The organism is Kitasatospora sp. UYEF31 (assembly GCF_057291755.1).
The window spans coordinates 40,613-54,371 of record NZ_JBXAWK010000046.1; the positions used below are offsets into that span (position 1 = coordinate 40,613).

A 13,759-nucleotide genomic window follows, 5' to 3' on the forward strand; every position below is an offset into this window, starting at 1 on the left:
GCGGCCGTCTTTCCGATCGGTGTCGACATGACAGCGCTCCTACCCATGTTCGAAAGAACCGTGCATGGTCAACACGCCGGGAAACAACTGCGCAAGGGGCCAGTGCTGCGAAAAAGACATGGGTGTCACGGTGTTCCAACGAGCAGGATCTGGTGCAGGACACGGCTGGAAGGTCATTCCGTACGGATGAACTCGCCTGTCCGGCACGGGACCTGACCGTGTGCAAGATTTTGCCACCCATGCAAGGACTACGCATCCACTGTCGCAAGTTCCGGTGAGTTCCGGCTAGTGTCGAGTGCGTGAGAGCTATCCGCAGATTCACCGTCCGCACGGTGCTGCCCGCGCCACTCGCTCCGCTGGGCGACCTGGCGATGAACCTCCGCTGGTCCTGGCACGCCGAGACCAGGGACTTGTTCGCCTCCATCGATCCGGTCGTCTGGGCGGCGGTCGCCCAGGATCCGGTGCGCCTCCTGGGCGCCGTACCCACCGAACGCCTGGCCGCACTGGCGCAGGACCGCGACTTCCTGTTGCGGCTGCACCTGGCCGCCGACGAACTGACCGAATATCTGACCGGATCCCGCTGGTTCCAGGAGCTTGACGAGAGTGACCGGCCGACCGCGATCGCCTACTTCTCACCGGAGTTCGGCATCACCGCCGCCCTCCCGCAGTACAGCGGGGGTCTGGGCATCCTCGCCGGCGACCACCTCAAGGCCGCGAGCGACCTGGGCGTGCCGGTCATCGGTGTCGGCCTGCTCTACCGGCACGGTTACTTCAAGCAGTCGCTGTCCCGCGACGGCTGGCAGCAGGAGCACTACCCCGTGCTCGACCCCGACGGCATGCCGCTGACCCACGTCCGCGGTGCCGACGGGCGGCCCGCGCGGATCACCATCGGCCTGCCCGACGACCGCGAACTGCACGCCAACATCTGGAAGGCGCAGGTGGGGCGGGTCCCGCTGCTCCTGCTCGACTCCGACATCGAGGAGAACGAACCCCTCGAACGCGAAGTCACCGACCGCTTGTACGGCGGCTCTTCGGAGCACCGGCTGCACCAGGAGATGCTGCTCGGCGTCGGCGGGGTGCGGGCCGTCCGGGAGTTCTGCGCGATCACCGGACACCCGGCCCCCGAGGTGTTCCACACCAACGAAGGCCACGCCGGGTTCCTCGGCCTGGAACGGATCCGCGAGTTCACCGAGAGCGACAAGCTGGACTTCGACAGCGCCCTCGAAGCCACCCGGGCGGGCACGGTGTTCACCACCCACACCCCCGTCCCGGCCGGGATCGACCGGTTCGACCGGCAGTTGATGCTGCGGCACTTCGGCGAGGACAACCAGGTCCCCGGCGTCCCCGTGGACCGGGTGCTGAAACTCGGCGCGGAGACGTACGCCGAGGGCGACCCGAACATCTTCAACATGGCGTTGATGGGCCTGCGTCTGGCCCAGCGGGCCAACGGTGTGAGCAAGCTGCACGGGGAGGTCTCCCGGGGCATGTTCGCCGGTCTGTGGCCGGGATTCGACGGTGCCGAGGTGCCCATCACCTCGATCACCAACGGTGTGCACGCCCCCACGTGGGTGGACCCGGACGTCACCGCGCTCGCCGGTGGCCCGGCGCTGGTGGACGGGATCGACGAGGCGCGGGCGTGGGGCGGCCTCGACCGGCTCGACCCGGGCGCCCTGTGGGCCCTGCGGCGCACACTGCGGGCCAAGCTCGTCGTCGAAGCCCGGCAGCGGCTGCGCGCCTCATGGCGGCAGCGCGGCGCTGGTGACGCCGAACTGGGCTGGATCGACAACGCCCTTGACCCCGACGTGCTCACGATCGGCTTCGCGCGCCGGGTCCCCTCGTACAAACGCCTGACCTTGATGCTGCGCGACCAGGACCGGCTGCGGTCGATGCTGCTGCACCCCGAACGGCCGGTCCAGATCGTCATCGCAGGCAAGGCGCACCCCGCCGACGAGGGCGGCAAGCGACTGATCCAGGAGCTGGTCCGGTTCGCCGACCGGGAGGACGTCCGGCACCGCATCGTCTTCCTGCCGGACTACGACATCGGGATGGCCCAGCACCTGTACCCCGGGTGCGACGTGTGGCTGAACAACCCCCTGCGGCCCCTTGAGGCGTGCGGCACTTCGGGCATGAAGGCGGCGCTCAACGGCTGCCTCAACCTGTCGATCCTCGACGGCTGGTGGGACGAGTGGTACGACGGATCGAACGGCTGGGCGATCCCGACGGCGGAGGGCGTCAGCGACGACCGGCGTGACGACCTCGAATCGGCGGCGCTGTACGACCTGGTGGAGAACAATGTCGCGGCCCGGTTCTACGACCGCGCGGGCGATGGAGGACTCCCCGCCCGCTGGCTGGAGATGGTCAAGCACACCCTCGTGACGCTGGGCCCGAAGGTCCTGGCCTCGCGCATGGTCCGGGACTACGTCAACCTGCTCTACGCGCCCGCCGCCCGGTCGGCGCGCACCCTCGCCCGTGACAACCACCAGCCCGCGCGCACGCTGGCCCAGTGGAAGGGCATGCTGCGGGCCGCGTGGCCGCAGGTCGCGGTCGACCACGTCGAGTCCGCGGGGATAGGGGACGCCCCCGAGATCGGCAACACGCTGACCATCAGGGTCTACGTCACCCTCGGCGAGCTGCGGCCCACGGACGTCGAAGTGCAGGTGGTCCACGGTCGGGTGGACGAGGGTGACCGGATCGTCGGGGGTGACCGGGCCCCGCTCAAGCCGGTCCGGCAGGACGGGCAGGGGCGCTGGTTCTACGAAGGCGCGCTGGCGCTCGACCGCACGGGTCCTTTCGGTTACACCGTACGGGTCCTCCCGTCCCATGAACTGCTGGCCACCGGCGCGGAGTTGGGGCTGATCGCGGTTCCGCAGGAAGAGCTGGAGATGGTCGCGGCGCTCGCACCGCTGCGCTGATCGCCCGGAGACACGGACGGCCCCCGGCGCGCTGCCGGGGGCCGTCCGTACGCGGTCTTCGGTGTTGAGGGTCTGCCGGTGTTGTGAGCCTTAAGAAGCGATGCCCGCGGCCGCGGCCGGAGCCTTGGCGGCCCGCAGACCGGCCGGAGCCGGCGGCGGACCCGCATTGCCCTTGCGGTCGCCGTTCACCGACGAGGTGTCGTTGGCGAACACGCCCACCGCGTAGCCGATCACGTCACCGTTCACGTCCAGCGGGAACGGCGCGATGTTCGTGATGTCGTCGCACTTCTCGTGGTAACACGGGTCGTACTGCTCACCGGCGACACCACCCCACAGGGCGACTTCTTCCTGGGTTTTGATGCCCTCGGCGCCGGTCGCGGTCCCGCTGGCGGGAATGCCGAACTCGATGAAAGGACCGTAGTCGGAACGGCCGTCGAACGCCGTCTCCTTGACCGGGACGTTGCGCTTGCCGAGCACGTTGGTCAACATCTTCTCCACCGCGCCCGATCCGGGCGGCCCGGCCGCGACCGAACCACTCGCCGGGAACTTCGAGTTGTCACCGTCGTAGACGAACATGCCCCAGTTCGGGCCGGCCATCATGTCGAAGTCCATCATGAGCGCGACCTGCCTGCGCTCCTCCGGCGTCCGGGCGGCGACGTACGCCGCAGAGCCGAGCAGGCCCTCCTCCTCGCCGGAGAACCAGATGAACTTCAGCTGGTTCTTCGGGCGGTCCTCCAGCTTGCTGAACTGGATGGCCGTCTCCAGGAGCGTGGCGCTGCCGGAACCGTTGTCGTTGATGCCGGGGCCTTCGAACCGCGAGTCGAGGTGCGAGCCGATGACGACCTGGTTGTCCTTGTCGCCGAACTTGGTCTCGGCGACGACATTGGACGTCGTACGGATTTCGTCCACGGTGCGCAGGTCCAGCGTCACCTTGACCGGCTGGCCGCCCGCCGCCGCGGCCCGGAGTGCGGCACCCGTGACATCGGTGATGATCCCGGTCGGGATCTTCGCGTTCTCCGCACTGCCCAGGGTGGTGTTGCTCGGCGGGTTGTTGTGCCGCGTCGGAGCGTTGTTGTCGATGACCACCGCGACGGCGCCCGCCGCGAACGCGCTGAGCTGCTTCTGCGCGAAGGAGCAGCCGCCGCGCTTGATCAGCGCGATCTTGCCCGCGACGCTGACATTCGTGTAGTCGCCAGCGGTGCAGCCGTGGGTGCCGTCCACGGTGTCCAGCGGAACGGGTACGACCTGTCCGGTGATTCCGGCGGCTGTGGTGTTCGGGCTGAACGACAGGGCGTTGACCGGCACGTCGGCCTGTCCGGCGACGTCGGTCTTCAGTTTCCAGGACAGCGGGCCGACGTACCGGAACTGGAAGTCCTCGTACTCGACGTTCATGCCGCGGATCTTCTTGAGCGTGTTGTAGACGTACTCGCTGGACTTCTCATGTCCCGGCGATCCCGCGACGCGGTTGCCGCCGTTCTGGTCGGCGATCTTCTGCAGCACCCGCAGGTGCTTCATCACGTTGTCATTGGTGACCTGCCGGGCGACGTCGTCGCCCAGGGTCGCGTCGTTGTGCGGATGTGCGGACGCGGTGCCGGTGGCGAGCAGCCCGGTGGCTGCTATGCCGGCTATCGCGGCGGTGAGCACGCGCTTGCGGGACTTCAGGTGCATACCGATCCTTTCCGGAGACGGGAAGAGGTTTCTGGCAGCGGTACGGACAGCGCCCGCGTACTTCTGACACGAGTTCAGACGTACGCGGGCGCTGACTTCATATGGCCCTGGAGTGCTCGGGCGTTCAGCGTGTGGCGGTGGGCGTCAGGGGGGTTTCCGGGGGCGGGCCCGGGTTGCCCTTGCGGTCGCCGTTCACCTTGCTGGTGTCGTTGGCGAACATCCCGACGGTGTACGCGACGATGTCGGAGCTCTGCTCAAGGGCGGTCATGTTGATGTTCTTGATGTCGTCGCACTTCTCGTGGTAGCAGTCGTCGTACTGCTCACCGGCCTTGCCGCCCCAGACCGCGGCTTCCCCGGCGGTCTTCAGGCCCTCGGCCCCGGTGTTCGTGCCGCCGGTGGGGATACCCGCGGTGTTGAATGCCTCGTAGTCCGAGCGGTTGTTCACAGCCGTCGGCCGGAAAGGCAGCCCGCGCTTGGCGAGGTAGCCGGTGAACGCAGCCTCGACGGCACCGGACCCGGGAGCCCCGGCGTTACCGCCCGGCAGATGCTCGGAGTTGTCACCGTCGTAGACGAACTGGACCCAGTTCGGCGACGCGAGCATGTCGAAGTCCATCATCAGGGCGATCTTCTTGCGCTCGTCGGGCGTCCGGGCCGCGACGTAGGCCTCGGAGCCGAGCAGGCCCTCCTCCTCGCCGGAGAACCAGATGAACTTCAGCTGGTTCTTCGGGCGGTCCTCCAGCTTGCTGAACTGGACGGCCGTCTCCAGGAGCGTGGCGCTGCCCGAGCCGTTGTCGTTGATGCCGGGGCCCTCGAACACCGAGTCGAGGTGCGAGCCGATAACGACCTGGTTGTCCTTGTCGCCGAACTTGGTCTCCGCGACGACGTTGGACGTCGTCCGCATCTCCTCGAACATCCGCAGGTCGAGGGTGACCGTCAGCGGACCCGCGGCGGCGGCGGCGGCCAGCTTCTCGCCGGCCTCCAGGGTGATGCCGCCGGTCGGGATGGTCACGTTCGCCGGGTCGCCGAGCGTGCCGCTCAGCGGCTTCTGCTTGCGGTTGGGGGTGTGGTCGTAGATGACCGCGGCGGCGGCACCCGCCGCCGCGGCGGCCTGCTGCTTCTCCGCGAACGTACAGCCGCCCCGTTTGACCAGCGCGATCTTGCCCTTGACGTCCAGGCCCTTGTAGCTGTCGCTGGCGAGACAGCCGGTTCCGGCCGCGTTCACGGGCACCGGGACCAGTGCCGCGGTGATGCCGCCGACCGGGGTGGACTTGCTGTACGTCATGCTCGCGATCGCCACATTGGGCATATCCGGCACGGAGGTCGTCAGCTTGAGGGAGATCGGGACGCTGTAGAGGAACTGGAAGTCCTCGTACTCCACGTTCAGCCCGCGGATCTTCTTCAGCTCGTTGTACACGTACTCCGTCGACCGTTCATGGCCCGACGTCCCGGCCATCCGGGTGCCGCCGTTCTTGTCGGCGATCTTCTGGAGGACCTTCAGATGCTTGTTGATGTTCTCGGCGGTGACCTTCTTGGCGAGGTCGTCGCCGAGGGTTGCGTCGTTGTGCGGATGCGCCGAGGCGGTGCCGGTGGACAGCAGGGCGGTGATGGCCGCCCCGGTCACCGCCACGGTCAACGAGCGTCGGGAAGGCGTACGCATACGGTTCCTCTCCGGAAGGAAACTGGCAAATCACCAGGTGCCGAAGTACCCGGGTTACGGGTGGGGCACATGCGGCGAGAGTGGCGCTGCGCGGCAACCTAGCCTGAACAGCCGTTACTTGGACAGGTGTTCGCCAAGTTGACGCAAAAGTCTGCTCACGACCGAAACCGCTTGTGTGCGGGGAGGTCGAAGGTGTCCCATAAACGGGCGGCCGACTGCGGGGGAGAGGCGTGCGGACATGGTGGACAGACCGGGCACCCTGGTGACCGTCCTGCTCGCGGCACTCGTCGGCGCGGGCATCGCCGCCGGGACGGCGGCCGCACTGTGGCCGGAAACCGACAGCGGCCCAGGGCTCCGCAAAGGCGAGGTGGCGGTCCACACCGAGCCGGTGCGCAGCGGCACGGTCGTCTTCGACGTGACCGGGATCCAGTGCGGCTGGTCCTTCATCACCGGGACGCACGCGGAGCACGAGGCAAAGGGGCAGGCCTGCCGGATCCGGCTCAGCGCCTACGTCGATTCGTTGTCGGGGGCGGTGGTGGACAACACCGCGCAGCGCCTGGTGCTCGACGGCGGCGCGGAACTGCCGCCGGACGACGAGAGCATGCAGATCAAGCGGCAGCTGCCGGGTCTGGACCTGGGCGCGAGGAACACGATGACGTACGACCTGTGGTTCGACATCCCGGTGGGGACAAAACCGGCCGCGTTGCGGCTCGCGGCGAAGGACCAGCCGCTGATGACCGTGGAGCTGCCCGTACGGGACTGGAAGAAGATCTAGGAAAACAGCACGTGCCCGCCAGCCGGGTCACCCCCGGGTGGCGGGCACGTGTTCAGGACACGGGTTCTCAGTCGCTCAGCAGCCGGGCGCGCAGCTGCGCGATCTGCCCGTCCGTGATGCCGAGACCGTCGCGTACGTAGCCCTCGACCGAGCCGTAGTGCTCCTCGGCCGTGTCGAAAGCGGTGGTGAGGTACTCCGGGAACACGTCGAACATCGGACGCAGGACCTCGGGGTCGAGGCCGCGGACGGCGATCTTCTCCAGGATGGTCTCGTTCTTGGCCTTGAGGTAGCCCATGCTCGACAGGTAATCGGCCATGATCACGTCGCGCGGGACACCGAGCAGGGTGAGCAGCACGGCGGAGGTCCAGCCGGTGCGGTCCTTGCCCTGCGAGCAGTGGAAGACCAGTGGCCGGTCGGCGGCGGCCATCGCGGCGAACACCTTGCGGTATTCGGTGCGGGCCATCTCCGTGGTGATGAAGCGGCGGTAGACCTCGGTCATCAGGCGCTTTCCGGCGCCGTCGGCGATCTTGGCCCCGGCCTGGGTGGGCTCGGCGAAGATCTCGCCGAACATCTCGTCGTTCTGCTTGCCCATGACGTCGGCGATAAGCAGGTCGCAGTCCGCGGGCAGGACGTCGGGCTCGGCGGTCCGCTCGGTCTCCGAGCGCAGGTCGATGGACAGGCCGAGGCCGAGGCGGATCAGGGTGGCCATGTCGTCGGCGTCGACGGTGCCGAGGCTGTCGGCGCGGTAGACCAGGCCAGTGCGGACGGTACGCCCGTCGGCGGTCGCGTGGCCGCCGGCTTCCCGGAAGTTGGGGGCCGTGACCAGCAGCGACGTACCAGTGGTGGCGGTACCGGCAGGCGCGGTGGGGGCAGTGGTCATCGTTCCCGGGTCTCCGTTTCGGCGAGGTTTTCCGTACGCATGCGTACGGAAGGTGCTTCTTACCAGAGTGACATAGGTGGGGGCGTTCTCATTCCGGCGCATGGTCAGTTAGGAGTACTGCCCTGCTCAGCGCACCGTCAGCTGGGAGCACGGTCACGTCGGCGCCCATACCGCGTGCTCGACCCGCAACAGCATCGCCACAGAGTCTGCCGGGGGACGACCCCCGGACCCCCGGATCCCTCACGTCGGCGCCCAAACCGCGTGCTCGACCCGCAACAGCATCGCGGACCTGCCGGTAAGCGTCAGCGCGCCCCCGCCGGGGACGTTCTCGCCGAAACGGCCGAGCGGGTCCGCCTCCAGCGCGGTGTCCAGCACGATCTCGTACGAGTGTGCCCACGGTTCCCCCGGCACGGTGCAGCGCATCGGCTGCGACGAGGCGTGCAGCAGGAGCAGGAAACTGTCGTCGACGATCCGCTCCCCGCGTGGCCCGCGCTGGTGGATGTCGAGCCCGGAGAGGTACATGCCGAGCGTCGCGGTGGGCGAGAACCAGTCCCGGTCGGTCATCTCGCGGCCCGACGGGGTGAACCAGGCCAGGTCGCGCAGCCCGTCCGGGAAGGAGGGACGCCCGGAGAAGAAGGCCCGGCGGCACAGCACGGGGTGCGACCGGCGCAGTCTGATCAACTTCGCGGTCAGGTCGAGCAGCGGCCGCCACACCGGATCATCGAGCGCCGACCAGTCCAGCCAGCTGATCTCGTTGTCCTGGCAGTAGGCGTTGTTGTTGCCCCGCTGGGTCCGCCCCATCTCATCGCCCGAGGTGATCATCGGTACGCCGGTGGACAGCAGCATGGTCGTCATCATGTTGCGGATCTGCCGCCGGCGCAGTCCGGTGACCTGCGCATCCACCGTCTCGCCCTCGTAGCCGCAGTTCCACGCGCGGTTGTCGTTCGTCCCGTCCCGGTTGTCCTCGCCGTTGGTCTCGTTGTGCTTGCGCTCATACGTGGTCAGGTCGCGCAGCGTGAAACCGTCATGGGCGGTGACGAAGTTGACCGAGGCGTACGGGTGGCGGCCGTCCTGTTGGTAGAGGTCGGAGGAACCCGAGAGCCGGTAGGCCAGGTCCCGCACATCGGGCCGCGCGCCGCGCCAGAAGTCCCGTACGGTGTCCCGGTATTTGTCGTTCCACTCGGTCCACAGCGGGGGGAACGCCCCCACCTGGTAGCCGCCTTCGCCGATGTCCCAGGGCTCGGCGATCAGTTTCACCCTGCTGAGCACGGGGTCCTGTTGGATCACGGTCAGGAAGGCGGACAGCTTGTCCACGTCGTGCATCGACCGGGCCAGCGCGGCGGCCAGATCGAACCGGAAGCCGTCCACACCCATTTCGAGCACCCAGTAGCGCAGCGAGTCGGTGATCAGCTGGAGCACCTGCGGCTGCTGGACGTTGAGGGTGTTGCCGCAGCCGGTGTAGTCGCGGTAGCCGCGCCCGCCCTGGGCGAGGCGGTAGTACCCGGCGTTGTCGATGCCGCGGAAACACAGCGTCGGCCCGGCCGGGCCCCCTTCGCCGGTGTGGTTGTAGACGACGTCGAGGATCACTTCGAGCCCGGCCGCGTGCAGATCGCGCACCATCTGCCGGAACTCGTGGACCTGCCCACCCCGGCTGCCCGCGGAGCTGTACGCGCCGTGCGGGGCGAAGTAGCCGACGGAGTTGTAGCCCCAGTAGTTGGAACCGCGGCCCCGCAGCAGGTGCTCCTCGGTGACGAATTCGTGGACGGGCAGCAGCTCGACCGCAGTAACCCCGAGCCTGACCAGGTGTTCGACCGCCGCGGGGTGGGCCAGCCCGGCGTACGTGCCGCGCAGGTGCGCGGGGATCTTCGGGTGCAGCGCGGTGAAACCCTTGATGTTCAGCTCGTAGATGACCGTCTCGGCCCACGGGATCTTCGGCCGCCGGTCGTCCGACCAGTCGAAGTCGTCATGGACGACAACGGAGCGTGGGACGTACGGAGCGGAGTCACGGTCGTCGCGGACAGTGTCGTCCCGCCCTTTGACGTGGCCGAAGACCGCGTCGTCCAGGACGAACAGCCCGTCGATCGCCCGGGCGTACGGGTCGAGCAGCAGCTTGGCCGGATTCCACCGGGCCCCCCGCCACGGATCCCACGGCCCGTGGACCCGGTAGCCGTACCGTTGCCCCGGCTCGACGCCTGGGAGGTATCCGTGCCAGACCTGGAAGGTCTGCTCCCGCAGTGGGACCCGGGTCTCCGCCGACCGCTCGTCGAACAGGCACAGCTCGACGGCCCGCGCGCCGCCCGCCCACAGGGCGAAGTTCGTCCCCGCGCCGTCATATCTGGCACCAAGGGGCAGTCGCCGCCCCGGCCAGGCCGTCGGCGCCTGCGGATCCCACCCCATAGAACCCCCTGTTTTCACCCTGCGTCCGGTGAACAGGGTGTTCCCATGCCTGTGTACGGCTGCACCCGCATCCCGCCGCGGGAAACGCGGGGCGGCGGACACGGGCGGACAGCGGGCGGGAAACACAGCGGCCCGGCCGGCGCTTGTGGCGCCGACCGGGCCTCAGGTTGTTGCTTGCACTACAGATCACTGCGTGCACTACTGCGCTACTCCGTTGTCCGACGACCCGGTCAATTGCCCTGATACCGGGACGGGACTGGAGAAGAAGGCCCGGCGCCCCGGCTCAAGGGGCGCCGAGTGGGTTCATCAGAACCAGCCGAAGCCCAGGTAGTCACTCCACGAGGTGTTGTTCGTGGTGGTGTTGTCGTTGTGCTGACCGACGACCACGACGCCACCGTCGTTGTTCACGCCGGCGGTGTTGGACTGGTTCGAGGCGCCCGAGCCGGTCGCGGTCTGCTGGGTGGAGCCGTTGTTGCCCTGGCCCGTTCCGCTGTTGCTGTTCATCGCGCCGTTGGTCGAGGAGGCCGAGGAGGCGGTGGAGCCGTTCGCGGCACCCGCTTCGTTGTCGGCGAACGCGGTGCCACCGGCGAGGACAAGCAGGCCGGCGGTGAGGGGGGCGATGGCGAGCGTGCTGATGATGCGCTTCATGGGTGTTTCCTCCGAAACGGGTCCGGTTGCGGGCCGGAACCCGGGATGTGGTCGTGGGCAGTGCGTTGCCGCAGCAGGCTGGCCACCCGGCTGTCGGCGTTGACGACGTCGTGTTACCAAGATGTCGCACTGGGTGACCAAAAAGCCAACTCGGAGGGACTACTTCGCTCTGGCGAGTGACACAGAAGCTCTATCCCCCCTAACGAGCGCCCCTGCTTCCGGTTGCGGGTTTGGCTCGGGATTCCTGCTGTTTCCCGGGATTTCGCCCGTTCTGGCTACTCGGTCCATCGAATGGGTGAGTAATCACGGATGGGGGAGCGCTGAATTTCACTACAAGTCAACGATGGGGGCGTGCGGAATTTCGTGCGCGCCCTTCCGGGAGTTACGAGACGTTGCCCCGTTGGGGTGGCGAGGAAAGAAAACGTCCTGTTGGGAGAGGGTTCTGATATGCAGGCGAAGAAACGATTAACATTCGCAATCCGGCTATGCCCTGCATAACGGTCACCCCCGCAGAAGGGTGTGTGCTGCTCCGCGCGAGTAAGGCCGTACACCCGGACAGGTGTGCCGGACTACGGCAACAGGGGGTACCCGGCGCACGGAAAACCGCGCTCCCGCCAACCGGTGCAAGCCCCGTAGGGTGGGCCGTATGCCCGTCGTCGTCACCGGAGCCGACCAGCCGCTCGGCAGGTCAGCCGTACTCGCCCTCGTCGGTCAGGGGCACGAAGTCCGCGCTACCGTGCGCACCCCGGCCGGCGCCGCCCCGCTACGGGAACTCGGCGTGCCCGTCGCGGTCGGCGACCTCTCCGACCCGCTGCGCCTGGGCGCGGTCCTGGAGGGCGCGTACACCGTCATCCACCTCGACGACCCCGCCGACACCTGGCAGTGGCTGCTCGAAGCTGCCGAGGACACGGGGCTGCGCCGGATCGTCACCGTGCTGCCGCCGGGAGCGGCCCACCCCGATCCCGGGTCCTGTGAACTGATCGTCGTCGACGGGTGTGCGGAAAACGCAGACCCGATCGCAGACCCGGGCGTACTGGCAGCGCTCCTGGAAGCCGACCGCCGACGCTGACTGCCCGTCTGCTGACCGCCCTTACCGGGTAAGCGCGCCGCACAGATGGCCCTACCACGGGCATATTGGGAAATGCGGTACGGGACAATGGTTTTGACGTGCTGTCGGATCACTGTCGGACATCTTTTCGGCAAAGTGCGCCGGGAACCGCGTGACCTGCTGGGACGTCCACTGAGTGTGCGGCCGACCGCCGTGTGCCCCAAGAGTTCTTAGATCATCTTCGAAGGGGAGCCTACCCATGTCCGGAGGACGGATGCTGCGCCGTAAACGACCGGGAAAGCGATGGCGCGCACTGTTGGTGCTGATGCTCGGCGCCCTCCTCCTGGTCACCTCCTGTAGTTCCGACGGTGGCAAGGACGACGCCAAGGGCGGGACGGTGGGCGGCAGCGGCACTCCCGGCGGCGGAGGTGCCGGAAGCGGCCCGAAGCAGCCGGACCCCGCCGAGGTCACGCTCACCCCGGCGGACGGCGCGACCGGCGTGGACGTGCTCGCGCCGGTCAACGTCGTGGTCCGGGGCGGCAAGATCACCGAGGTCAAGGTGGTCAACGCCGGCAATGAGGCGGTCGACGGCACGCTCGACGGCGACGGCAAGACGTGGAAGCCGAAGCAGCCGTTCAGCCTGGGCGGGAAGTACACCGTCACAGCCGTCGCGGTGAACGAGGCCAACGCCCCCACCACCGCGGTGGCGAAGTTCGCCACGCTCTCCCCGGACAAGAAGATCACCGCGAGCTTCTTCCCGAACGACAACCAGACCGTCGGCGTAGGACAGCCCGTGTCCATAAGGTTCGACGCGCCGGTGAAGAACAAGGACGCCGTGGTCAAGGCGCTCACCGTCGAAGCCACCCCGGCGCAGCCGGGAGTGTGGCACTGGTTCGGCAACCAACGGGTCGACTACCGGCCCAAGGGGTACTGGAAGACCGGCAGCACGGTGAAGGTGGGCCTCAACCTGCGCGGCACGGACCTGGGTGGCGGCGCGATGTCCACCCAGTACAAGACCTTCAACTTCAAGGTCGCCGACGCCAAGAACGTCACCGTCGTGGACGCCAAAGCGCACACGATGAAGGTCTACAAGAACGACGCGCTGGTCAAGACGATCCCGGTGACCACCGGTGAGGACCCGAAGTACTCAACCTGGGGCGGCAAGATGGTCGTCCAGGAGAAGTACCCCAAGACCCGGATGAACTCGCAGACCGTGGGCCTGGGCAGCGAGTACGACATCGACGACGTGCCGTGGGCGGTCCGCATCACCACGTCCGGCACGTTCGTGCACGGCAACTACTGGTCCCCGACGACTGTGTTCGGCAGCCAGAACGCCAGTCACGGCTGCATCTCGATGACCCCGGACAACGCGAAGTGGTTCTACGACAACGCGGCGAACCCCGGTGACATCGTCGAGGTGGTCAACACTAAGGAGCGCGTGGTGAGCTCCGACAACGGCTTCGGTGACTGGAACCTCACGTGGGACCAGTGGACGGCTGTTTCTTAGCCGGGCTGTGCTTATGCCGGGCTCCAAGCGCGGGCTGTGCTTATGCCGGGCTCCAAGCGCGGGCGTCTTCCTCACATCCCCGTCGCTTCGCTCCGGGGCTGTTCGGCGCCCGCGCGTCGCCCGGTCAGGCCGCGCCCTCCGGGCGCGCTCGGGACGCTGCGCGCCTTCGCCTCGCGGGCGTCTTCCTCACATCCCCGTCGCTTCGCTCCGGGGCTGTTCGGCGCCCGCGCGTCGCCCGGTCAGGCCGCGCCCTCCGGGCGCGCTCGG

Annotated in this window: 9 protein-coding genes; 4 read left to right on the top strand and 5 right to left on the bottom strand. The window is 68.0% G+C overall.

Going from position 1 to position 13,759, the window contains the following annotated elements:
• Positions 1-299 precede the first annotated feature (299 nt).
• On the top strand, positions 300-2,912 hold the full coding sequence (glgP, locus tag AC0Z36_RS21580; protein WP_485464635.1) for an alpha-glucan family phosphorylase: 2,613 nt from the start codon (positions 300-302) through the stop codon (positions 2,910-2,912).
• 90 nt (positions 2,913-3,002) lie between these two features.
• Here glgP and AC0Z36_RS21585 read toward each other — a convergent pair whose 3' ends face one another.
• On the bottom strand, positions 3,003-4,580 hold the full coding sequence (locus tag AC0Z36_RS21585; RefSeq protein WP_485464636.1) for a M28 family peptidase: 1,578 nt from the start codon (positions 4,578-4,580) through the stop codon (positions 3,003-3,005).
• Positions 4,581-4,704: 124 nt separating this feature from the next.
• The gene (locus AC0Z36_RS21590) at positions 4,705-6,237 is read right to left on the bottom strand and encodes a M28 family peptidase (protein ID WP_485464637.1); all 1,533 of its coding nucleotides are present in this window, start codon (positions 6,235-6,237) and stop codon (positions 4,705-4,707) included.
• A 238-nt stretch (positions 6,238-6,475) separates the two neighbouring features.
• Between AC0Z36_RS21590 and AC0Z36_RS21595 the strand changes: the two genes are divergently transcribed.
• Entirely contained in the window at positions 6,476-7,012 is a 537-nt protein-coding gene (locus tag AC0Z36_RS21595; protein WP_485464638.1) for a hypothetical protein, read from the top strand.
• Positions 7,013-7,079: 67 nt separating this feature from the next.
• On the opposite strand, the gene AC0Z36_RS21600 is transcribed toward AC0Z36_RS21595, so the two are convergent.
• The 3 genes from AC0Z36_RS21600 to AC0Z36_RS21610 all read right to left on the bottom strand — a co-directional run bounded on the left by AC0Z36_RS21600 (position 7,080) and on the right by AC0Z36_RS21610 (position 10,937).
• Complete coding sequence (locus AC0Z36_RS21600; protein WP_485464639.1) at positions 7,080-7,892, bottom strand: tyrosine-protein phosphatase; 813 nt, start codon at positions 7,890-7,892, stop codon at positions 7,080-7,082.
• A 240-nt stretch (positions 7,893-8,132) separates the two neighbouring features.
• Complete coding sequence (gene glgX, locus AC0Z36_RS21605; RefSeq protein ID WP_485464640.1) at positions 8,133-10,289, bottom strand: glycogen debranching protein GlgX; 2,157 nt, start codon at positions 10,287-10,289, stop codon at positions 8,133-8,135.
• A gap of 306 nt (positions 10,290-10,595) precedes the next feature.
• Positions 10,596-10,937 (bottom strand): hypothetical protein, encoded by a 342-nt coding sequence (locus tag AC0Z36_RS21610; protein WP_485464641.1) that lies wholly within the window; start codon positions 10,935-10,937, stop codon positions 10,596-10,598.
• Between the two features lie 646 nt (positions 10,938-11,583).
• Here AC0Z36_RS21610 and AC0Z36_RS21615 point away from each other — a divergent pair.
• Together AC0Z36_RS21615 and AC0Z36_RS21620 are read left to right on the top strand one after the other, a co-directional pair.
• Complete coding sequence (locus AC0Z36_RS21615) at positions 11,584-12,006, top strand: SDR family oxidoreductase (protein ID WP_485464642.1); 423 nt, start codon at positions 11,584-11,586, stop codon at positions 12,004-12,006.
• Between the two features lie 238 nt (positions 12,007-12,244).
• Positions 12,245-13,492, top strand: coding sequence for a L,D-transpeptidase (locus AC0Z36_RS21620; protein ID WP_485464643.1), 1,248 nt, complete (start codon positions 12,245-12,247; stop codon positions 13,490-13,492).
• The last annotated feature ends 267 nt before the right edge of the window (positions 13,493-13,759 follow it).